Below are 21,956 nucleotides of genomic sequence, written 5' to 3' on the forward strand. Positions count from 1 at the left end.
TGTGGAGACTGTTACCCATGTGTACGAGTAATCTTCGGCCATCATGCTGATCCCGCTTCTCAAGAAATTTCTCGCTCCCTACAAGGGCGCGATCGCGGGGTTGGTCACCCTGCAGCTCGTGGCCACGGCCGCGTCGCTGTACCTGCCCAGCCTCAACGCCGACATCATCGACAACGGCGTCACGCGCGGCGACACGGGCTACATCCTCACGACCGGTGGGTGGATGTTGCTCGTGTCGCTGGTGCAGATCGTGTGTTCGGTCGCGGCGGTACTCATCGGGGCCAAGGCCGCGATGGGCGCAGGCCGGGATCTGCGCGGTGCCATTCTGCACCGCGTCGGCACGTTCTCCGCTCGTGAGGTCGGCCAGTTCGGTGCACCCTCACTGATCACTCGTAACACCAACGACGTTCAACAGGTCCAGCTTCTGATCGTCATGGGCTTCACCATCGTCGTGATGGCGCCGATCATGTGCATCGGCGGCGTCGTGATGGCGTTGCGCGAAGACATCGGACTGTCCTGGATTCTGCTCATCGCCGTACCCGGCCTGGCCATCGCCATGGGCTTGATCGTCGCGAGAATGGTCCCGGGTTTCCGCGCCATGCAGGTGCGGATCGACGCGGTCAACCGGGTACTCCGTGAGCAGATCACCGGCATCCGTGTCGTGCGGGCCTTCGTCCGCGAACGCAAGGAGATCGACCGGTTCGGCGTCGCGAACGATTCGCTCACCGCCGCAGCACTGCACGTCGGCCGTCTGATGGCGTTGATGTTCCCGACGGTCATGCTGATCTCCAACGTCACCAGCGTCGCCGTCATCTGGTTCGGCGGACACGCGATCAACAACGGCACCATGGAAATCGGCGCACTGACCGCCCTGCTCAGCTACATCATGCTCATCCTGATGTCGGTCATGATGGCGTCGTTCATCGCCATGATGGTGCCCCGCGCCTCGGTGTGCGCCGACCGGATCAGCCAAGTCCTGTCGACCGAGTCCTCCGTCGTCCTGCCCGCCCAGCCGAAACCGTTCGCAACAGCGCCCGGAATCGTCGAGATGCGAAACGCCGAGTTCGCCTACCCCGGAGCCGAGTTCCCGGTTCTGTGCGGCGTGAACTTCACAGCGGAACCCGGCAAGGTGACTGCCGTCATCGGTGGAACCGGATCCGGAAAATCCACTCTGATCAACCTCGTCCCACGGCTCATCGACGTCACCGCCGGCCAGGTTCTCGTCGGCGGCACCGATATTCGTGACCTGGACATCGATGCGCTCCGGCAGGAGATCGGCCTGATCCCGCAGAAGCCCTTCCTGTTCTCCGGCACCATCGGATCCAATCTCCGCTACGGCAAAGCCGACGCCACCGACGACGAACTCTGGGAAGCACTGGAGATCGCGCAGGGCGCAGACTTCGTTCGCAAGATGCCGGAAGGCCTCGAAACCGAAGTGTCACAAGGCGGCACGACGGTCTCCGGCGGCCAGCGTCAACGCCTGGCCATCGCACGAGCGCTGGTCCGCAAGCCGAGCATCTACCTCTTCGACGACTCGTTCTCCGCCCTCGACCTGACCACCGACTCCAAACTCCGAGCCGCGCTGAAGCCGGTCATGAAGGACGCCTGCATGATCGTTGTCGCCCAACGAGTCTCCACCATCATCGACGCCGACCAGATCCTCGTACTCGACGACGGGCAACCCGTCGGGCTCGGAACACACGACGAGCTCATCGCCACGTGCCCGACGTACGCGGAGATCGTCGACTCCCAGCACGCGGTGGCTGCATCATGACGCGACCGGTCCCTCCCACCAGCCAGCCCACACCCGCACCGCCGAATGCACCGGTTGCGCCGGCGAAACCCGGCAAGACGATAGTGCCGGGAACGAGAGCGAAGAACTTCAAGCCGTCGCTCAAACGCATGATCGGCCTTCTCGCTCCCGAGAAGATGCTGCTCTCGATCATGCTCGTCTTCGCGGCCTCCAGCGTCGTACTGTCGGTGGCGTCACCGACGATCCTCGGACACGCGACCAACCTGATCTTCAACGGCGTGATCGGCGGTCAACTCGAGCCCGGACAGTCCAAAGCGCAAGCGGTGGACGGCCTTCGCGCGCAAGGGCAGGACACGTTCGCCGACCTGGTGAACGGAATGGACGTCACGCCCGGCATCGGAATCGACTTCTCCGCCGTCGGCAACGTCCTACTGTTCGTCCTCGCGCTGTACGTGGTCTCGGCACTGCTGGCGTGGGCTCAGGGGTACATCCTGAACATTGCGTTGCAGCGCACCATCCGCAACCTTCGCGGCAGCGTCGAACGGAAGATTCATCGGCTTCCACTGAAGTACTTCGACTCTCACACCCGAGGAGAACTGCTCAGCCGAGTCACCAACGACGTCGACAACGTCTCGACCAGCCTGCAGCAGACCCTGAGCCAGCTGATCACCGGCATCCTGACCGTCGTCGGCATCCTCGGCATGATGATCTGGATCTCGCCGCTGCTGGCTCTCGTTGCCCTGCTGACGGTTCCGGCGTCGTTCCTCGTCACCGCGGTGATCGCCAAACGCTCGCAACCGCACTTCGTCAACCAGTGGAAATACACCGGCAAACTGAACGGTCAGATCGAGGAGACCTACACCGGACACGAACTGGTGAAGGCGTTCGGCCGCCAAGCCGAGGTCGAGCGCGAGTTCGGCGAACGAAACAACAAGCTCTTCGAGTCCAGCTTCCGGGCACAGTTCATCTCCGGCATGATCATGCCCGCCATCATGTTCCTCGGGAACGTCAACTACGTCATCATCGCCGTCGTCGGCGGACTGCGCGTGGCGTCGGGCACCCTGAGCCTCGGTGAAGTCCAGGCCTTCATCCAGTACTCGCGACAGTTCACTCAGCCACTGACGCAGGTCGGTTCCATGGTGAACCTGGTGCAGTCGGGAGTGGCGTCCGCGGAACGCATCTTCGACCTCCTCGACGCCGACGACGAGGACCCCGATCCTTCTCGCCCTGCCCTCCCGGCCACCGATCACGGCCGCGTCGAATTCGAGAACGTGTCCTTCAGCTACCGCGAAGATCAACCGCTCATCGAGGATCTCTCGCTCGTCGCGGAGCCGGGGCACCTCGTCGCCATCGTGGGCCCGACAGGTGCAGGCAAGACCACACTGGTGAACCTCATCATGCGCTTCTACGACATCGACGCAGGCCGGATCACCGTCGACGGCGTCGACACCCGCTCCATGACGCGAGACGAACTCCGCGAGCGCACCGGAATGGTGCTGCAGGACACCTGGCTGTTCGGTGGAACCATCCGGGACAACATCGCCTACGGAGATCCCGACGCCACCGAGGAAGAAATTCTCGAAGCTGCGCGCGTCAGCTACGTCGACAAGTTCGTGCATTCGCTGCCGGCCGGCTACGACACGATCATCGACGAGGAAGGCAACAACGTCAGCGCAGGCGAGAAGCAGCTCATCACCATCGCGCGCGCGTTTCTGGCGAAACCGCTGATCCTGATCCTCGACGAGGCCACCAGCTCCGTCGACACTCGCACCGAACTGCTCGTGCAGAAGGCAACAGCCGCTCTACGCAGTGACAGGACCAGCTTCGTCATCGCCCACAGGCTCTCGACCATCCGCGACGCGGACCTCATCGTCGTGATGGAGGACGGCCGAATCGTCGAGCAGGGCGACCACGACTCGCTCGTCGGCGCGGGCGGTGCATACGGGCGGTTGTACGCCTCTCAATTCAGCTAGCCAGGGAAGGACGTTTAGGGTTGGGCCTGTGAGCACTCCGAACGATCCCTTCTTCAGCATCGACACCCGGCTGGAGGACCGCCTGGGACGTACGGGGACCATCCACACGCCCCACGGAGACATCGCGACGCCCGCGTTCATCGCCGTCGGCACGAAGGCGACGGTGAAAGCGGTGCTGCCGGAGGCCATGAAGGACCTCGGTGCGCAGGCGGTGCTCGCCAACGCCTACCACCTCTACCTTCAGCCCGGCCCCGACATCGTCGACGAAGCCGGTGGCCTCGGCACGTTCATGAACTGGGACGGTCCGACGTTCACCGACAGCGGCGGCTTCCAGGTGATGTCGCTCGGTGTCGGATTCAAGAAGGTCATCTCGATGGACGCGAGCCGCGTCGAATCCGACGACGTCATCGCCGAGGGCAAGGAACGCCTCGCCCATGTCGACGACGACGGAGTCACGTTCAAATCGCACCTCGACGGATCGCGGCACCGGTTCACTCCCGAAGTGTCGATGCAGATCCAACACCAACTAGGCGCGGACATCATGTTCGCGTTCGACGAGTTGACGACCCTGATGAACACCCGCGGCTACCAGGAGATGTCGGTAGACCGCACACAGGCATGGGCGAAACGCTGTGTCCTCGAACACGAGCGGCTGACGGCGGAGCGCGTCGGGAAGCCGTATCAGGCACTGTTCGGGGTGGTGCAGGGCGCGCAGTACGAGGATCTGCGCCGCAAGGCCGCACACGACCTCGAGACCATCACCGGCGAGACCGGCCGAGGCTTCGACGGCTACGGCATCGGCGGCGCGCTGGAGAAGCAGAACCTCGGCACCATCACCCGGTGGGTGAACGAAGAACTGCCCGAACACAAACCGCGCCACATGCTCGGCATCAGCGAGCCGGACGACTTCTTCACTGCCATCGAGAACGGCGCGGACACGTTCGACTGCGTCAACCCGTCACGCGTGGCCCGCAACGCAGCGATTTACGTACCGACCGGCCGATTCAACATCAACACCGCCAAGCATCGTCGAGACTTCACGCCGATCGACGAGAACTGCGACTGCTACACCTGCGCGCACTACACCCGGGCCTACATCCATCACCTGTTCAAGGCGAAGGAGATGTTGGCGTCGACGCTGTGCACCATACACAACGAACGATTCACCGTGAAACTCGTCGCCGACATCCGTGAATCCATCCAGCAGAACAGATTCCACGAATTCAAGGACGAGTTTCTCGGTCGTTTCTACGCATCGCGGTCGTGAGATAGTCACCGAGCTCGCGCTGAAGATTCTCGTCCAGAGCCCGGGCGAGCGTCGAGTTCACCGAATACACGGCCAGCTCGCGCATGCGGGTGAGCATGTCCGCCGTCGCGCCCACCTCGGTCTCGCCTGGTAGCCACCCTTCACCGTGCTGGTCGACGATGTGCTGCTTCGCCGTGGCGATCATGTCCTTGGCAACACCGTCGACCGCTGCATGAATACGTTCGTGGACGTCGATGAGCTGCCCGACGGTGAAGCCGTGGCCCGACAACGACGAGAACCCCTCGAGTAACTCCGGGTCGGTGAACACACAGTTCTCACCCTCGACCCGAGCCAGGCCCAGCGCCTCGAGCCGCGCCAATTGGTCACCCTCACCGAGGAATTCGTCGACCAGCGTCAGTGGAATCTCCACCGAGTCCTGGCGGGACCACTGCTCGGTGACGGCATTCTGCAACCCGAGGACCTCCGCGAGATCCTTACCGTTCTCCCACCCACTGATGAAGTCGCTGATGTGCGACGTCGTGAAACCACGCTGCAGCAGAATGTCGATCAACTTCAGACGCGCCAGGTGCGTGTCGTCGTAGATTCCGACGCGACCACGCTTCTCGGGAGGAGGCAACAAGCCACGTTCACGGTAGGCGCGCACGTTCCGGGTGGTGGTACCGGCCGCATGGGCCAGATCGTCGATCCGATACTCCACCCGTGATCCTCCCGACAGCCTGCCTGTGTCGGTTACACGGTAGCCGCACGGGCGGCGGTCACCCTCGCCCGGTGCTCGGTGACGGTGTAGTCGTCGTAGTTCACCGACTTCAGCTGCCCGACGTACTGGCTCGCGAAGCCGGGGAACATGGTCGCGTTGAAACCGTCCTCGGTGAGATACCAGCTCGAGCAGCCGGAATTCCACGTCGTCCGCTGCAGCCGACGCTGCAGATCCGTGTTGTACTCGCGCTGCCTGTCCGCCCTGACCTCGAGAACCGAGTTCCGTGCGATCGCGTGGGAGATGGCGTCGACGAGATAGTCGATCTGTGCCTCCATGTAGACCAGCGCGGAACTGTGCCCCGGACCCGAGTTGGGGCCGAACGTGAAGTACATGTTCGGGTAGCCCGCGACGCTGATGGACTTGTAGGCCTTCGCGCCCGAGCTCCACTCGTCGGCCAGCACACGGCCGTCGCGTCCGGTGATGGGAACCGGCGTGCCCGTCTTGGACACGTCGAATCCGGTTGCGAAGACGATCACGTCCGCCTGATGTTCGATACCTTCGACGGTGCGAATTCCCTTGGGTGCCAGACGCGCGATCGGCCAGGTCACCAGAGTGCAGTTGTCCCGCTGCAGTGCCGGATAGAACTCACTCGTCATGAGCAGTCGTTTGCATCCGGCCCGGAAATCGGGAGTGAGCTGCCGTCGAAGCCAGGGATCTCGAACCTGTCGCCGCAGGTGCAGCTTGCCGACGGCTTCGACGACGCGGGTGAGCGGCGAATTCCAGACGACGCCGAGGGCGACGGACTCGTGACCCCAGAACCAGGCCTTGCGTGCGATCGACTGCGCAGCCGGGAACTTTCGGTACAGATCCTTGGTGGTCTGACGAGTGGTCAGATTGGTGCGGGGGAGTGCCCAGCCCGGCGTGCGCTGGAAGACCTTGACCGACTGCGCCACCTTGACCAGCTCCGGCACGATCTGAACACCCGACGCCCCGGTCCCGATGACGGCCACCTTCTTGCCGGTGAAGTCGAACTCGTGATCCCAACGAGCGCTGTGGATCTTGTGGCCCTCATATGTGTCGAGGCCGCGGATGCCCGGGAAGCTGACGTTCGCCAACGGGCCCGACGCCATGACGACAGACCGTGCACGTACCGAGGGGTGATCGTCGAACGTGACCTCCCACAGTGACGATGCCTCGTCCCAATGGACACCGGTGACGTTGTGCCCGAAGCGCAGCATCGGACGCAGGGCGAAATCGTCGACCATCCGCTCGATGTACTTCAGGATCTCGGCGCTACCGGAATACGTGTGCGACCAATCCGGATTCGGGGCGAAACTGTACGAGTACAGCCTCGACGGGATGTCACACGCCGCGCCGGGGTAGGTGTTGTCACGCCACGTGCCGCCCGGAGCCGATCCCCGCTCGAAGATCGCAAGGTTCTCGATTCGCTTCTGCTTGAGTCGAATTGCGGTACCGATCCCGGCGAAGCCGCCGCCGATGATGGCTACATCGAGCGGGAGTGGAGCCTGCTGGAATGACCCATGGGACGGGAGTGGAGCCTGCTGGAATGACCCATGGGACGGGAGTGGAGCCTGCTGGGATGAGAGCTGCGTTTCGCTCATGCGACTGGCTCGTAGGTGAGTTCCTTCGACCAGGTCGGCTGGGGGCGCAGCAGCTTCTTCGGGTACTTGGCCGTTGCTCGGACCAGGGCGTCGGCGAACTTGTGGTACGGGTGCGCGCGGTTGATGACGACGCCGGAGTGCCAGCTGATGAAGCGGTACATGGGCAGACGCTTCGGGAATTCGCTTCTCTCGCCGACCTTCTTGAACCTCCGCATCGCGGTGTAGAGGCGTTCCTCGTCGACACCCATGGCCACGATGTTGTCGCGCATCTTGTTCAGCAGTGGGATGTAGCGGAGGGTGCCGATGATCAGCGACGGATTCATCCAGGCTCCGACGGTCTCCACCAGGATCTTGCGCATCGTCGCGTGCCCCAGGAGTTCGATGACCTGGAAATCGACTGCAAGATGGCGTGATTCGTCGGAGTTGATCTTCTTGAAGACCTCCTGGCAGACCGGGTCGTCGATCTCGTCGACGATGAACTTGACCAGTGCGCCGTCGAGTGCGACCTCGAGCATCGGGATGACGGTCCCGAGCACGGCGAGTGACGTCTGATCCGAGTACTTGTCCAGCCAGTCGATGACGAGTTTGACGTTGACATTGGGCTGAGGGATCTCGTCGCCGTCGAGCATGCCCCACCGCCGCATCAGTGCGAGTTCGGCGTTGGCGTGTTTCTGTTCCTCTGCGTGGAAGTAGGTGTAGATCTCCTTCAAGGTGTCCGTCGGAGCCTTCTTCGCCATGGCCGCGAAGCCGCGGGCGCCGACGTTCTCGATCCACATCAGGTCCGACATGAACGGCTTCAGCTTGGTCCAGAGTTCAGGACCGATGGTCTCCGCTCCCGGTGCGTCCCAGTCGATGTCGGCCAACGCCCACTGCTTGTCCTTGATCTTGACGAGCATCTCGTCGAAGTCGAATGCCATGTCAGACTCCTGCTTCCTGTGTGGTTTCCTGTGGTGCGAACCGAGCGAGCAACCCGAGCGTTCGGGTGTAGAGCGCAGGGGCGATGCGCTTGAGGCGCCAGATGACCTTGGCGTCGATCTGCGGCACGACGTAGAGGCGTCCGCGGTCGTACTTGTTCAAGGTGTCGACCGCGACTTTCTCCGGCGTGAACCCCGTCGTGCGCATCAGTGTTTCGGCGATCTTGTTGCCGGCAGCGGTGATACGTCCGTCCTTGGCGACATTCGTCTTCACGAACGTCGGACACAGCACGGTGACTCGCACGCCTTCGGCAGCCATGGTCTCCGACAGCGAGATCACGCCGGCCTTCCCCACGTTGTACGGCGCCATCAACGGCGCAGCACCGAATCCGGCTGCGGACGCGACATTGATGAACCCGCCCTCGCCGACCGCCTTCATTGCAGGCGCGAAGATCTCGCATCCGTGGATCACTCCCCAGAGATTGATCCCCAGCGCCCAGTTCCAGTCCTCGAACCCGATATCGCCGACGGGTGTGCCACCGATCCCGACGCCCGCATTGTTGATCACGAGAGTCGGAGGACGGCCGAGGGTCAGTTCTGCGAACAAGGCAAGGTCCTCGACCTGCTCACGTCGAGAGACATCGCACTTCACCGCATGCGCTTTGTCGCCGATGAGAGCAGCTGTCTCCTCGGCGCGCGTCAGGGAAATATCGGCGCAAATCACCTCACCACCTCGCTTCGCGAGTTCGAGCGCAAACGCACGGCCGATGCCACTGCCCGCTCCGGTCACCACGGCACGAGCGTTGTACGACGGATTCATTCGTTCAGACTCATACCGATTGTGCCATTTGTCAATGGCTCAATAGGCGCGGGAAGGTGCATGGACGAGTTCGGGCGTGACCGAATGTGTCGTTCGGTCACGCCCGAGGGGTGAGAGGTACCAGGCCGGAAGCTATGCCGCGACGGATTCCTGGTAGCTGGGTTCGCGCTTCTTGATGTAGGCGATGACGCGGTAGGTGATGGGAAGTACGAGGATTTCGACGAGGGTCTTCCAGATGAAGCCGACGATGACGTAGTTGATGAAGTCTTCCCATGTCGAGATGCCGATGACGCCGGCGGCGATGGAGCAGAAGATCAGGGTGTCGAAGAATTCGCCGACGACGGTCGAGCCGATCAGTCGCGCCCAGAGGTGCTTTTCCTTGGTGCGCTGTTTGATCTTGACGAGGACGAGGGCGTTGAGCATCTGCCCGACGAAGTATCCGGCGAGGCCGGCGATGACCAGCCGCGGCACCACGCCGACGACGGTTTCGAGTGACTCCTGATTCTCGTAGAAGCTGGCTGCGGGGAGCTCGATGGCGATCCAGAAGCAGACGGCAGCGAGGATGATCGACCCGAACCCGAGGTAGATCGCGCGTCGCGTCGCCTTGAAGCCGTACACCTCGCTGAGGACGTCGCCCAGGATGTAGGCGAGTGGGAAGAGGAAGAATGCGCCGTCGGTGTTGATCGGCAGCACCTGGAACGGGCCGAGGAATACTTCGCTGTCACCGAAGAACGCGACGCCTTTGCTCGCCGTCACATTCGAGATGATCAGGGTTGCGGCGAACAAGGCCACGATGGTCGGGTAGTAGCCGCGGCTGACGTGCGCGAACTGCGCAACGGCGCCTGGCGTGTCTTCGGATTTCTGAGCTGTCACGTGCCTCATCCAAACACGGGAAATCCCCAGGTCCGAATCGGAAGTGCACAGAATCGACCGACCGAGTCCGTTATGTCTCGAATACCCAGGGGGTCGTCGGAAGCTTCTGCGGGTCGAATCGCCGAAGAATGTTGCCCGGGGACACTTGCTCGTCGGCTTCGGCCAGTTCCAGTGATCGGGCCAGAAGGTGCAGGACGTCTCGCGGCCCGAGACCCAGCGCAGCCTGGTCCTCCAGCGTCACCGCGCCGTCGCGCTTCGCCAATCGTTTTCCCTGAGCATTGAGTGCGAGCGGCACGTGGGCGTAGGTGGGACCGGGGATGTCGAGCAGCGACGCGAGGTACGCCTGACGCGGGGACGACGTCAGGAGATCGTCCCCGCGGACCACTTGATCCACGCCTTGTTCGCCGTCGTCCACCACCACCGCGAGGTTGTAGGCCGCGACACCGTCGACGCGGCGAAGTACGAGGTCGTCGACCTGGCCGTGAAATGCGCCGAGCACGTCGTCGTGAACGGAGAACTCGGTCACGTCGGCCTTCAGGCGCACTGCGGGAGGCCTGGTTTTCGTTGCCCGTTCTGCGGCCGTCAGATTTCTGCAGGTTCCGGGGTAGGCGCCGTCGGGCGCGTGGGGTGCCGACGCTGCCTCCTGTATTTCCCGACGCGTGCAGAAACACTCGTAGGTCATTCCCGCCGCGGTGAGGTGGGCGATGGCGTCGTCGTACAGCGCGGTGCGCTCGGACTGTCGAACAACGGGGCCGTCCCAGTCGAGGCCGATGGCGCGGAGGTCGGCGAGTTGACGGGCCTCGGCGCCCTCGCGCACGCGATCGAGATCCTCCACGCGCATCAAGAACGGTCGTCCTGTGGATCGCGCGAACAGCCACGCGAGCAGCGCGGTACGGAGGTTGCCGAGATGCAGGTCGCCCGACGGGCTCGGGGCGAATCGGCCGGCAGGCATGGCTCGATGCTAGGACAGTCTCGATGCTAGGACACCGCGGGCGTGGAGCGGCAGTTGCGCGAAGTTCGGGCTACGCGCGACCCAACAGCGCGTCGCGCTGGTCCAGGACGGAGGCTCTGATGGCCTCGACGACTCGGGCGACTTCCGGGCGTCGCAAAGTCTCGGCGCGCGAGACCAGCCAATAATCCAACCGGACGGATACTTCCTGCGGCAGCAACCGCACGAGATCGTCGTGCCGATCGGCCATGAAACAGGGGAGCAGTCCGATCCCTGCCGCCGCACGGGTCGCCTCGACGTGCACGAACACGTTGGTCGACGTCACCGACTCCCGCATCAGCGGTGCGAAGCCGGGAGCGATGTCGAGGTCGTCGACCTGCAGCATCGAGTCGATGAAGTAGACCAGCGGATGAGCAGCGAGATCGTCGACGGTGGCCGGTCTGCCGTGGGCTTCGAGATAACTCGTCGACGCATACAGCCCGAGGTGGTAGTCGCTGAGCTTCATCGCCTCCGCGCGGTGCACCTGAGGTTCGCCGACGACTATCTCCACATCCATTCCGGAGCGTTGCTGCGAGGCGCGCCTGGTTGTCGCGACGATCTCCACGGCGATACCGGGGTGGCGAAGCCGAACTCGGGCGACTGCGGGAGCGATGACGTATGCGCTGAACCCGTCGGTCGCGGACACTCTGACCACGCCTTCTGCGTCGTCGTCCGGTCCCATCAGGGAACGGACCGCGGCTTCGATGTTCTCGGCGGCGGCGAGTGCATCCTTGCCGCGGGCGGTGAGTTCCCAACCGTTGCCGGACCTGGCGAGAACTCTGCCGCCCAGGCGTGCTTCGAGCGCGGCGATACGCCTGGAGATGGTGGTGTGGTTGACCCCGAGGTCGTCCGCCGCGGTGTTGTACCGGCCGGTTCTGCCCACTGCCAACAGGATCAGCAAGTCGTCTGCGCTGGGCGGCCGACCATGATCGGGGTGAGCATGCGACACATGTGCATTCTTGCAGATCCCACATGCGTTGTTGGGTATTGCGGGCGGTCCGATCTGCATCGATACTCAGCGATACCGATATGTGTGGTGGTAGTCACAATCTAGCCCGCGCATGTCCCAGAACACGAGGAGTAGCAATGAGCGTCGAAGAACGCACCGAATCACCGGGGAACGACCCCGACGCCACTCCGAGCGGCCTCAAGAAGGTCGTCGGTGCATCGATGGCGGGCACCATCGTCGAATGGTACGAATTCTTCCTCTACGGCACCGCTGCCACGCTGGTCTTCTCCAAGATCTTCTTCGCAGCAGGCACGAGTGAGCTCGACGCCATTCTCGCTGCCTTCGTCACGTACGCCGTCGGCTTCGTCGCACGTCCGCTCGGCGGCATCGTATTCGGTCACTTCGGTGACAAGTACGGCCGAAAGAAGCTGCTGCAGTTCAGCCTCGTCCTGGTCGGCGGCGCAACGTTCCTGATGGGATGTCTGCCGACGTTCAACCAGATCGGCTACTGGGCGCCTGCTCTTCTCGTCGCGCTCCGGTTCATCCAGGGCTTCGCCGTCGGCGGCGAATGGGGTGGCGCGGTTCTGCTCGTCGCAGAGCACAGCCCGAACAAGAGCCGTGGATTCTGGGCCAGCTGGCCGCAGGCAGGCGTACCCGCCGGAAACCTGCTCGCCACCGTGGTGCTGCTCATTCTGACCACCGTCCTGCCGGAGGACGACTTCCTCAGTTGGGGCTGGCGCGTTGCGTTCTGGCTCTCCGCAGTGATCGTCTTCGTCGGTTACTACATCCGCACCAAGGTCACCGACGCCCCGATCTTCGTCGAAGCACAGAAGCAGGCCGAGGTCATCAAGGCAGCGTCGTACGGTGTCTTCGAGGTCCTCAAGCGCTACCCGCGTGGTGTCTTCACGGCCATGGGCCTGCGCTTCGGTGAGAACGTCATGTACTACCTCGTCGTCACGTTCACGATCACGTACCTCAAGGTCGAGGTCGGTACCGACACCCAGACGATTCTGTGGTGGATGCTCGTCGCCCATGCCGTGCACTTCTGCGTGATTCCGTTGGTGGGCAGGCTCGCCGACCGCGTCGGCCGCCGTCCCGTCTACTTCTTCGGCGCAGTCACCGCAGGAACCTGGGGCTTCTTCGCCTTCCCGATGTTCAACAGCGGTCACAACGTGGTCATCATGCTCGCGATCATCATCGGCCTCGTGTTCCACGCCTTCATGTATGCAACGCAGCCGGCGATCATGGCAGAGATGTTCCCGACGCGTATGCGTTACTCCGGCGTGTCCCTCGGCTATCAGGTGACGTCGATCGTCGCGGGCTCGCTGGCGCCGATCATCGCGGTTGCGTTGCTCGACCGCTTCGGCTCGGGCGTTCCGATCGCCTGGTACCTCGCGGCGTCCTGCGCGGTCACGTTGATCGCCGTCATCGCCGCCCGCGAAACCAAGGGCCTGGCACTCGAGACCATCGACATCGCCGACGCGAAGAATCTGGCCACGGAAGCCGAGCTCGCCAAGGCAGGGCTGCTCGAACCGGACGTGAAGCGATGACCGACCTGACCGGACGCACCGCACTCGTCACCGGTGGTGCGTCCGGAATCGGGGCAGCGTGTGCACGCGAACTGGCCTCGCGCGGAGCGACCGTCACCATCGCCGACGTCGACGAAGTAGCGGCGAAGGAACTTGCGTCCGAGCTCCACGGCGAGACCTGGGCAGTGGACCTGCTGGACGTGGCCTCGCTCGAAGAGCTGCACCTCGACACCGACATCCTGGTCAACAACGCGGGAATCCAAACCGTCGCCTCGATCGTCGACTTCGACCCAGCCGCGTTCCGGCGGATCCAGACCCTGATGGTGGAAGCCCCGTTCCTGCTGATCCGAGCTGCGCTGCCCGGCATGTACTCGCGAGGGTTCGGACGAATCGTCAACGTCTCCTCGGTGCACGGCCTCCGCGCATCGGAATACAAGGTCGCGTACGTGACCGCCAAGCACGCCTTGGAAGGACTGTCCAAGGTCACGGCACTCGAAGGCGGCCCACACGGCGTCACGAGCAACTGCGTCAACCCCGGTTACGTGCGAACGCCGTTGGTGGAGAAGCAGATCGCCGACCAAGCGGCCGCGCACGGGATCGACGCAGACCAGGTGCTGGAGAAGGTCATGCTGACCGAGAGCGCAGTCAAACGACTCGTCGAACCGGCAGAAGTGGGATCCCTCGTCGGATGGCTGGCGTCCTCGGATGCCGGCATGGTCACCGGAGCGTCGTACACCATGGACGGTGGTTGGTCGGCGCGATAGGGCTGTCGCCCGTCACGTCCGGACGTGATGCTCGCGGACCCGAGAACGAAGAAAGCCCCCTGCACGTGCAGGGGGCTTTCTCACCGCGGAGGATAGGGGATTTGAACCCCTGAGGGCGTTAACCCAACCCGCGTTCCAGGCGAGCGCCATAGGCCACTAGGCGAATCCTCCGTAGGGAAGCATACCGGGTTACCCCCGTCCGATCCCAAACCGGCTGCTCGTGGGCCGATTCGGAGGCCTGTAGCGGGGCCTCGCGGCAGTCGTGGAACCCTGCCGGTCACCCGTCGTCGACGGTGCGGCTACACTCTTCACTGGATCCCGCGCGGCGCGCATCCTGTGAACTCCCCCAGGGCCGGAAGGCAGCAAGGGTCAACGGGCTCTGCCGGGTGCGCGGGGTCCCCTTTATGTCAAGGGACCAGCATCACGAGAGGCCGCTCCGCATGTCAGCGCAAACCCAGTTCGGGTTGATGAACCATGAGGAGCTCGTCGCCGAGCACGAGCGACAGGCAGCGAGCTACGAGCAGCTGAAGGCCCAGAATCTCTCCCTCGATCTCACCAGAGGCAAGCCGTCGCCCGAGCAGCTCGATCTGTCCTCGGATCTGCTGACACTGCCCGGTGACGATTTCCGCGACGGCAGCGGCACCGACTGCCGCAACTACGGCGGCCTCGCCGGCCTGCCGGAACTGCGCGCGATCTTCGGGGAGCTGCTCGGGATTCCCGTCTCGAACCTCCTTGCGGGCAACAACGCAAGCCTCGAGATCATGCACGACCTCGTCGTCTGGTCCCTGCTGCACGGCCTGCCGGACTCACCGCGGCCGTGGTCGGCGGAACCCAACATCCGTTTCCTCTGCCCAGCTCCCGGATACGACCGCCACTTCGCGATCTCCGAGAGCTTCGGCATCGACATGATCCCGGTCCCGATGAACCCGGACGGCCCCGACGTCGAGGAAATCACGCGGCTCGTGGCGTCGGATCCGCAGATCAAGGGCCTGTGGGCGGTCCCGAACTACTCCAACCCGACGGGTGCGGTGTTCTCCGAAGAGGTCGTGCGCGCACTGGCGTCCGTCCCGGCTGCGGCACCCGACTTCCGGATCTTCTGGGACAACGCCTACGCCGTTCACCCTCTGACCGCGGAGTTCGCACCCGCGTACGACATTCTGGGCTGGGCAGCCGAAGCCGGGTATCCCAACCGCCCGTTCGTGTTCGCGTCGACCTCCAAGATCACGTTCGCCGGTGCAGGCGTCAGCTTCTTCGGAAGTTCCGACGCGAACCTCGAGTGGTACCTGAAGCGTCTCGGCACCAAGAGCATCGGGCCGGACAAGCTCAATCAGCTTCGCCACCTTCGCTTCTTCGGTGATGCCGACGGTGTGAAGGCCCACATGGCCAAGCATCGGGAGATCCTGGCACCGAAGTTTGCTCTCGTCGGACAGATTCTGGAGGATCGCCTCGGAGCGTCGAAAATCGCCTCCTGGACGGAGCCGAAGGGCGGGTACTTCATCTCCCTCGACGTGCTGGACGGTACGGCAGCCCGGTCCATCGCTCTGGCGAAGGACGCGGGCATCGCACTGACCGGCGCAGGCTCGGCTTTTCCGTACAAGAAGGACCCCGAGGACCGCAACATCCGCCTCGCGCCGAGCTTCCCGTCGCTCTCCGAGCTGGAGAAGTCGATGAACGGCGTTGCGACCTGCGTACTTCTGGCCGCGGCAGAAAAACTCCTCCGCACCACGTGAGTACTTATGTAGCGCTCATGGTCGCTCCGCAGGCTTCGCTCCTGCCCCCTGGCCTACACAAGTACTCACAGCGGATCAGTGGCCTACTACGACTGCGCCTTCCGGGGCTGCGGGGAGCAGACCGGGCTTGACGACGATGGCCGAGATGACGGCTCCGAGCAGGAAGATGCCCGTCGCCCACCAGAACGTCGTCGTGTAGCTGGCGATCTCAGCGTTGGCTTGGAGTGCGGCTGCACTCGACGCCGACGCCAGGTTGTCGGTCACGTAGTTGGTGGCCGCGGTGGCCGCGATGGTGCTCAGAAGTGCGGTACCGATGGACCCGCCGACCTGCTGCATGGTGTTGACCGTTGCCGAGGCAACACCGGAATCGTCGGGGTTCACTCCCGAGATCGCGCCCTGCATGGCCGGAGCCATCGTCGCGCCCAAGCCGAGGCCCATGATGATCAGGCCGGGCAGGATATGCGTCGCATACGCGGAGTCGACGGCGATCTGGGTGAGCAGTCCCATGCCCAGTGCGGCGACGAGAAGGCCCGACGTCATGAGAACGCGAGGTCCGAAGCGCGGCAGCACGATTGCCGTCGACAGCGTCGCGGTGACGATGAGGGCGGCGATCATCGGCATGAACGCGAAACCGGTGCTGATCGGTGTGAACCGGAGTGTGTTCTGCAGGTAGTACGTCAGGAACAGGAACACCGCGAACATGCCAGCACCCGTCACGAAGACGGCGAGGAACGATCCGGCGCGGGTGCGGTCGAGGATGATGCGCAGCGGAAGCAACGGGTGCGACACACGCTGCTGGATGGCGAAGAACACGCCGAGCAGCACCACGCCGGCGGCGAGGAATGCGATGGTGACCGTGTTGCTCCAGCCGTCGGACTCGGCGTGAGCGAAGCCGTAGACGATGGCGAACAGCGCTGCCGACACGGTCAGCGTTCCGGGAATGTCCAGGCGTGGGCGGACGTCGGCCTTGTGCTTGGCGAGCAGGAGGAATCCGGCGACGAACGCGAGTGCGGCGAACACCAGGTTGATGTACAGGCTCCAGCGCCAGTTGGCCCATTCGGTGAGCATTCCGCCGAGCAGTAGGCCGAGTGCACCGCCGCCGCCTGCGATGGCGCCGAAGATGCCGAACGCCTTCGCTCGTTCCTTCGGGTCGGTGAACGTGGTGGCCAGGAGCGAGAGCGCCGCGGGTGCGAGCAGGGCGCCGAACACGCCCTGGCCGGCGCGTGCCGCGACCAGCATGCCGAAGTTGACGGCTGCGCCACCCACCGCGGACATCACGGCGAATCCGATGAGCCCGATCAGGAAGGTGTTACGGCGTCCGAACAGGTCGCTCAGTCGCCCGCCGAGCAGCAGGAGGCTGCCGAATGCCAGGGCGTAGGACGTGACGACCCAGGAGCGGTTGGCGTTGTCGAAGCCGAGGTCGAGCTGGGCGGCGGGCAGAGCGATGTTCACGACGGTGGCGTCGAGCACCACCATGAGCTGGGCGAGGCCGAGGGTGGCGAGGATCAGCCAGCGGTTTCGGTGTGCCCTGGCGTCGGTGGTCTCCTCCGTCGCCAAGGTCGACGACGAGGTGTCGTCCGGTGACAATGCGGTCATGGTCATCCTTCGATTCGGCTATACGGAGGTGTACCCTCCGGTTACGAAGACGAAGGTAGCAGCTAAGTGGAGGAATGTCCTCCGCTTTTCGGGTGAAACGGACATCGAATGAGTGTGAGAGCCGACACAGGCGTGAAGAAACCGTTGCGAGCGGACGCGGAACGCAACCGCCGACGAATCGTCGACGCGGCTCGCGAACTGTTCGCCTCGCGCGGAATCGACATCACGCTCGACGACGTTGCTGCTCATGCGAAAGTCGGTGTGGGGACGGTGTATCGGCGGTTCTCCTGCAAGGAGGAGCTGATCGACGGCGTGTTCGAGCAGCGTATGCAGGAAATGCTGGCCACCGCGGAAAGCGCTCTGGCTGCTGAAGATCCGTGGGACGGACTCGTTCTGTTTCTCGCGGATCTGTTCGCAGGAATGTCGGCGGACAAAGGTCTGGGCGAGGTCGTGCTCGGCACGGACGAAGGATGCAACGGAATCGCCCAGATGAGGGAGCGGATCGACCCGTACGTCGACCGTATCGTGATGCGTGCGCGCGACTCCGGCCAACTGCGCGCCGACGTGGAGGTCAACGACCTGTTTCCGCTGATCGGAATGATCGGTGCGGCTTCGGAATTCATGAAGACGGTAGAGCCGGACAACTGGAAGCGGTACTTCACGATCGTGCTCGACGGCCTGCGTTCGACGCCGGGCGCCGCGACGGAGCTACCCGGTAGGCCGTTGACGGCGGAGGAGATCTCGATCGCGAAAGCGGACATGCATCGCCGACGACGCTGACGCACTCTCGGTGATGCGCTACCCCACTCTTCCCAAGTGTGTCCCCTGTCACGTATGGTCCCAGTCGGATATCACTACCGGTGGGTAAGTACGGGGGTTGGACGATCGATGCGAGTATCACGATTGCTGGGCACTGCGGTGGGCGTTGCACTGCTGGCGGCGGTGACGGGAGTCCCGCTCGCGTCGGCGCAGCCTGGAGCGGGATCGTCCACCGGGTCGACGGGTGAGTCCGACTTCTACCTCCCGCCCACCCCCTTGCCCGACGGCGGTGCCGGAGACGTGATTCGCACCGAGCCGTCGCCTCTGGCGCTGTCGGTCCCCGGTATCGGCGGACCACTCCCGGGGACGGCGACGCGAATCATGTACCGCAGCACCGACTCCAACGACGCACCCAACGCGGTCACCGGTACCTATATCGATCCGGCGGCGGAATGGACGGGACCCGGCCCGCGGCCGCTCGTCGTGCTGGCACCGGGGACGCAAGGCCAAGGAGATCAGTGTGCGCCGTCGCGCATGCTGAATCGGCTGATCACGTACACGCCACCACTCGGATTCATGGTCGAGTACGAGGTCCTGGCCGCGTACTCCTTGCTCTCGCAGGGATACGGCGTCGTGATCACCGACTACGACGGTCTCGGAACACCCGGCGCGCACACCTACGTCAACCGCGCGGCCGAGGCGCACGCTGTTCTCGACGCCGCCCGCGCTGCCCAGCAGCTACCCGGCACCAAGATCGCTGCGGGCGGACCCGTCGCGACGTACGGATACTCCCAGGGCGGTGGCGCAGTGGCGGCCGCAGCCGAGGTGGCGGGCGATTACGCTCCCGAACTCGACCTCGTGGGCAGCTACGCAGGCGCTCCGCCTGCCGACCTGAAGCAGACCCTCGAACAGGTCGACGGCACCATCCTCACCGGCGTCATCGGGTACACCCTCAACGGTCTGCTGAAATCGGATCCCGACCTTCAACCTCTGATCGACGAGAACATCAACGACGCAGGCCAGGCCATGCTGCGGCAGGTGGCGAATCAATGTGTGGGCGAGACGATCCTGACCGTCGGACTGCATCGGACCACCGAGTACACCCGCACCGGCGAGCCGATGTCGGTCGTCCTGGATCGGCTTCCCAAGGCCCAGGAGATCCTCGCGAAGAACAAGATCGGCCTGCGCACGCCTACCGCCCCGGTGCTCGTCCAGTCCGGGACGTCCGACGACATCGTCCCGCACGGTCAAGCCGTCGAACTCGCGGGTGCCTGGTGCAGCAGGGGAGCGACGGTTCAGTTCAGCGCCGCGAATGTTCCGTCCATCGTCCCCGGTTCGGGTGCGGGACATATCATTCCGGACCTCCTCGGACTCGGCGAGGCGCAGAACTGGATCAAGGACCGTTTCTACGGCGTGCCCGCCCCGACCAACTGCTGACGCAGGCGATCCCACCAGCACAGCGCCTGGTGTAGAAAGATCAAGGTCCGGGTACAGGACTGAAGGACTTTCGACAGGCAGAGGACGGCGGATGGGGATCTCGATGGACAGGTGGGCTCGCTGTGCGTGAGAACTACAACGAGCAACTCGTCGAGATCCGAGCCGACCTCGCGGACATGTGCACCCTGGCCGAGAAGGCGATGGCGTCGGCGACGCAGGCGTTGCTGACGGCCGATCTGGCGCTGGCCGAGGAAACCATCAGCAGCCGGGAACGCATCGACGAACTCGCCGCGGCGTGGGAGCACAAAGCATTTTCGGTACTCGCGTTGCAGTCACCCGTCGCGCTGGACCTGCGAATCATGGTGAGCGGGATCCACATCGTCGCCGATCTGCAGCGAATGGGTGGCCTCGCCATCCACATCGCCGAGCTCGCGCGCAGACGTCACCCCGCTCACGTCCTCCCCGTCGAGGTGGAGAGCGTCTTCGCCGAGATGGGCCGCGTCGCGGTCGAGCAGGCCGACGCCACCCGCGAGGTTCTGCTGACCAGGGACGCGGACCTGGCCGCCGAGCTGCAGGTCAAGGACGAGAAAATGGACGAGCTGCACCGCAGCCTGTTCACCCTGACCTCGTCTCCCGACTGGCCGCACGGTGTCCCCGCCGCCGTCGACATGACGCTCCTCGGACGCTTCTACGAGCGCTTCTCCGATCACACGGTCGAAGTCGCCAAGCGTGTCATCTTTCTCGTCACGGGCGAATTCCGCCCCGACGAGTCCTGAGGGTGCTCGAGTCCGATCTGCAGGATCGAATGAACGGTGGCAGGATCATCACAATGAAACGCGAAGTCTCGGCCTACCTCGACGTGGACGTCACCGAGGCGAGCACCCTGGAATTCCAGATCGCCATCGCTCCACACCCGGGCGCCGAAGTGTGGGAAGCGCTGTCGTTCACTCTCGATGGCCAGCCGGTCGATTTCCAGGAGATCAGCGGCGCGCACGGCACCCGAATCCACAAGTTGCATGCGGGCGTCGGAAAGCTCGAGGTGTCGTACTCGGCCACCGTGTACGGCAACACCGACCCGGCGCCTGTGTCGGATTACGATCTCTCGCTGTATCTACGTCCCAGCAGATATGCCGAGGCCGACAAGTTCTTCGGTTTCGCGGCAACGGAATTCGGTTCCTACGCGGCGTCGGAGAAATTGCTCGCCGAGGTGTCGTCCTGGGTCGGCTCACGGCTCAACTACGTTCCGGGAAGCAGTGACCCGATCGACGGTGCAGTGGACACCCTCCTCGCAGGTGCAGGTGTGTGCCGGGATTACACCCATCTCGTCGTGGCGTTGCTGCGTGCGGTGAACGTACCGGCACGGCTCGTCGCGGTGTACGCACCCGGATGCGACCCCATGGACTTCCACGCCGTCGCCGAGGCATTCGTCGACGGCCAGTGGCGTGTGGTCGACGCGACGTGCCTGGCTCCGCGGTCGACGCTGGTGCGGATCGCCACCGGTCGTGACGCCGCGGACACGGCATTCCTCGACAACCACGGCGGTTCCATCACGCTCAACAACGCAGTCGTCGGGGCCGTCGTCGACGGACCACTGCCCTTCGACGACATCACTCAACTGGTATCCATCACCTAGGAGCCTCGATCCACAGGTGGCATGATCGACGACATGTCTCCCACCTTGCATCTGACTGGCGACGCGGAAGCCGACGCGTTGTTGGCCGAGGACCCGTTCGCGCTGCTCATCGGGATGCTGCTGGATCAGCAGGTGCCCATGGAATCGGCATTCGCGGGCCCGAAGAAACTCGTCGACCGTCTCGGTGACCTGAAGGTCGACACCATCGCGCAGGCCGACCCCGACGAGTTCGCCGCGGTGTGCGCGACGACCCCTGCAGTGCACCGCTTTCCGGGCTCGATGGCCAAGCGGATTCAGGGTCTCGCGGAGTTCGTCGCCGAGAACTACGACGGCAAACCCGACGAGATCTGGCGTCGCGGCGACCCGAACGGCGCCGAGGTTCTGAAGCGGCTGAAAGCACTACCGGGATACGGCGACCAGAAGGCCCGCATCTTCCTCGCGCTCCTCGGGAAGCAGATGGGCGTCACTCCCGAAGGCTGGCGGGACGCCGCAGGGGCCTACGGCGACGACGGTTCCAGGCGTTCCATCGCCGATGTCGTCGACGAGAAATCCCTGCTCGAGGTCCGCGAGTTCAAGAAGGCAGCGAAGGCAGCCGCGAAGAACAAGTGAGACGCGCTCCGGCCATGGCGGCGGGCATGCTCGACCGCCCGAC

At 64.1% G+C, this 21,956-nt stretch carries 19 protein-coding genes, 1 tRNA gene and 1 other RNA gene; 12 read left to right on the forward strand and 9 right to left on the reverse strand.

Features of this window, described 5'->3' with window-relative positions; all coding sequences use genetic code 11:
• Positions 1 to 43: 43 nt before the first annotated feature.
• The 3 genes from CH289_RS11235 to tgt are packed head-to-tail and all read left to right on the forward strand — an operon-like array spanning position 44 to position 4,993.
• Positions 44 to 1,774 (forward strand): ABC transporter ATP-binding protein, encoded by a 1,731-nt coding sequence (locus CH289_RS11235; protein ID WP_019662856.1) that lies wholly within the window; start codon positions 44 to 46, stop codon positions 1,772 to 1,774.
• A complete protein-coding gene (locus tag CH289_RS11240; protein WP_020111046.1) occupies positions 1,771 to 3,726 on the forward strand; it encodes an ABC transporter ATP-binding protein in 1,956 nt (651 codons plus the stop codon). The genes CH289_RS11235 and CH289_RS11240 overlap by 4 nt, the downstream gene beginning before the upstream one ends.
• A 28-nt stretch (positions 3,727 to 3,754) precedes the next feature.
• Positions 3,755 to 4,993 carry a tRNA guanosine(34) transglycosylase Tgt gene (tgt, locus tag CH289_RS11245; protein ID WP_094727919.1) on the forward strand — a complete coding sequence of 413 codons (1,239 nt, stop codon included), beginning with the start codon at positions 3,755 to 3,757 and terminating at the stop codon, positions 4,991 to 4,993.
• Here the strand turns inward: tgt and CH289_RS11250 are convergent.
• The 7 genes from CH289_RS11250 to CH289_RS11280 form a co-directional block, all read right to left on the reverse strand.
• Positions 4,950 to 5,690 (reverse strand): MerR family transcriptional regulator, encoded by a 741-nt coding sequence (locus CH289_RS11250; RefSeq protein ID WP_094727920.1) that lies wholly within the window; start codon positions 5,688 to 5,690, stop codon positions 4,950 to 4,952. The two genes, tgt and CH289_RS11250, sit on opposite strands and share 44 nt — an antisense overlap.
• Positions 5,691 to 5,722: 32 nt before the next feature.
• Positions 5,723 to 7,312 carry a flavin-containing monooxygenase gene (locus CH289_RS11255; RefSeq protein ID WP_094727921.1) on the reverse strand — a complete coding sequence of 530 codons (1,590 nt, stop codon included), beginning with the start codon at positions 7,310 to 7,312 and terminating at the stop codon, positions 5,723 to 5,725.
• The gene (locus CH289_RS11260) at positions 7,309 to 8,229 is read right to left on the reverse strand and encodes a reductase (protein WP_019662861.1); all 921 of its coding nucleotides are present in this window, start codon (positions 8,227 to 8,229) and stop codon (positions 7,309 to 7,311) included. The genes CH289_RS11255 and CH289_RS11260 overlap by 4 nt, the downstream gene beginning before the upstream one ends.
• Before the next feature lies 1 nt (position 8,230).
• Entirely contained in the window at positions 8,231 to 9,046 is an 816-nt protein-coding gene (locus CH289_RS11265; protein WP_094627894.1) for an SDR family NAD(P)-dependent oxidoreductase, read from the reverse strand.
• 132 nt (positions 9,047 to 9,178) lie between these two features.
• Positions 9,179 to 9,928 carry a queuosine precursor transporter gene (locus CH289_RS11270; protein ID WP_094714022.1) on the reverse strand — a complete coding sequence of 250 codons (750 nt, stop codon included), beginning with the start codon at positions 9,926 to 9,928 and terminating at the stop codon, positions 9,179 to 9,181.
• 61 nt (positions 9,929 to 9,989) lie between these two features.
• Complete coding sequence (gene gluQRS / locus CH289_RS11275) at positions 9,990 to 10,871, reverse strand: tRNA glutamyl-Q(34) synthetase GluQRS (protein WP_094727922.1); 882 nt, start codon at positions 10,869 to 10,871, stop codon at positions 9,990 to 9,992.
• A 70-nt stretch (positions 10,872 to 10,941) separates the two neighbouring features.
• The gene (locus CH289_RS11280; RefSeq protein WP_094727923.1) at positions 10,942 to 11,916 is read right to left on the reverse strand and encodes a LysR family transcriptional regulator; all 975 of its coding nucleotides are present in this window, start codon (positions 11,914 to 11,916) and stop codon (positions 10,942 to 10,944) included.
• 77 nt (positions 11,917 to 11,993) lie between these two features.
• On the opposite strand from CH289_RS11280, the gene CH289_RS11285 reads away from it, so the two are divergent.
• Together CH289_RS11285 and CH289_RS11290 are read left to right on the forward strand one after the other, a co-directional pair.
• Positions 11,994 to 13,406, forward strand: coding sequence for an MFS transporter (locus CH289_RS11285; RefSeq protein WP_019662866.1), 1,413 nt, complete (start codon positions 11,994 to 11,996; stop codon positions 13,404 to 13,406).
• Positions 13,403 to 14,149, forward strand: coding sequence for a 3-hydroxybutyrate dehydrogenase (locus tag CH289_RS11290; protein ID WP_033190068.1), 747 nt, complete (start codon positions 13,403 to 13,405; stop codon positions 14,147 to 14,149). Before CH289_RS11285 ends, CH289_RS11290 begins: the two co-directional genes overlap by 4 nt.
• An 86-nt stretch (positions 14,150 to 14,235) precedes the next feature.
• Here CH289_RS11290 and CH289_RS11295 read toward each other — a convergent pair.
• Positions 14,236 to 14,320 (reverse strand) — tRNA-Ser (locus CH289_RS11295).
• A gap of 138 nt (positions 14,321 to 14,458) precedes the next feature.
• Here CH289_RS11295 and ffs point away from each other — a divergent pair.
• Together ffs and CH289_RS11305 are read left to right on the forward strand one after the other, a co-directional pair.
• An RNA gene (gene ffs, locus CH289_RS11300) (signal recognition particle sRNA small type) lies at positions 14,459 to 14,555 on the forward strand.
• Between the two features lie 34 nt (positions 14,556 to 14,589).
• Positions 14,590 to 15,879 (forward strand): aminotransferase class I/II-fold pyridoxal phosphate-dependent enzyme, encoded by a 1,290-nt coding sequence (locus CH289_RS11305; RefSeq protein ID WP_037164420.1) that lies wholly within the window; start codon positions 14,590 to 14,592, stop codon positions 15,877 to 15,879.
• Between the two features lie 75 nt (positions 15,880 to 15,954).
• Here the strand turns inward: CH289_RS11305 and CH289_RS11310 are convergent, their stop codons facing one another.
• Entirely contained in the window at positions 15,955 to 17,475 is a 1,521-nt protein-coding gene (locus tag CH289_RS11310) for a DHA2 family efflux MFS transporter permease subunit (protein ID WP_094727924.1), read from the reverse strand.
• Positions 17,476 to 17,607: 132 nt separating this feature from the next.
• Between CH289_RS11310 and CH289_RS11315 the strand changes: the two genes are divergently transcribed.
• The 5 genes from CH289_RS11315 (at position 17,608) to CH289_RS11335 (ending at position 21,913) form a co-directional block, all read left to right on the forward strand.
• On the forward strand, positions 17,608 to 18,255 hold the full coding sequence (locus tag CH289_RS11315) for a TetR/AcrR family transcriptional regulator (RefSeq protein ID WP_019662871.1): 648 nt from the start codon (positions 17,608 to 17,610) through the stop codon (positions 18,253 to 18,255).
• A gap of 108 nt (positions 18,256 to 18,363) precedes the next feature.
• Positions 18,364 to 19,671, forward strand: a complete 1,308-nt coding sequence (locus CH289_RS11320) for a lipase family protein (RefSeq protein WP_371828086.1) — start codon at positions 18,364 to 18,366, stop codon at positions 19,669 to 19,671.
• A gap of 122 nt (positions 19,672 to 19,793) precedes the next feature.
• Positions 19,794 to 20,447 (forward strand): phosphate signaling complex protein PhoU, encoded by a 654-nt coding sequence (phoU, locus tag CH289_RS11325; RefSeq protein WP_019662873.1) that lies wholly within the window; start codon positions 19,794 to 19,796, stop codon positions 20,445 to 20,447.
• 53 nt (positions 20,448 to 20,500) lie between these two features.
• Positions 20,501 to 21,304: a transglutaminase-like domain-containing protein gene (locus CH289_RS11330; RefSeq protein WP_026347385.1), complete on the forward strand. Its 804-nt coding sequence runs from the start codon at positions 20,501 to 20,503 to the stop codon at positions 21,302 to 21,304.
• Between the two features lie 33 nt (positions 21,305 to 21,337).
• A complete protein-coding gene (locus CH289_RS11335) occupies positions 21,338 to 21,913 on the forward strand; it encodes an HhH-GPD-type base excision DNA repair protein (protein ID WP_026347386.1) in 576 nt (191 codons plus the stop codon).
• Positions 21,914 to 21,956 lie beyond the last annotated feature (43 nt).

Origin of the sequence: Rhodococcus sp. RS1C4 (assembly GCF_002258225.1) — a bacterium.
Lineage (GTDB): Bacteria > Actinomycetota > Actinomycetes > Mycobacteriales > Mycobacteriaceae > Rhodococcoides > Rhodococcoides fascians_E.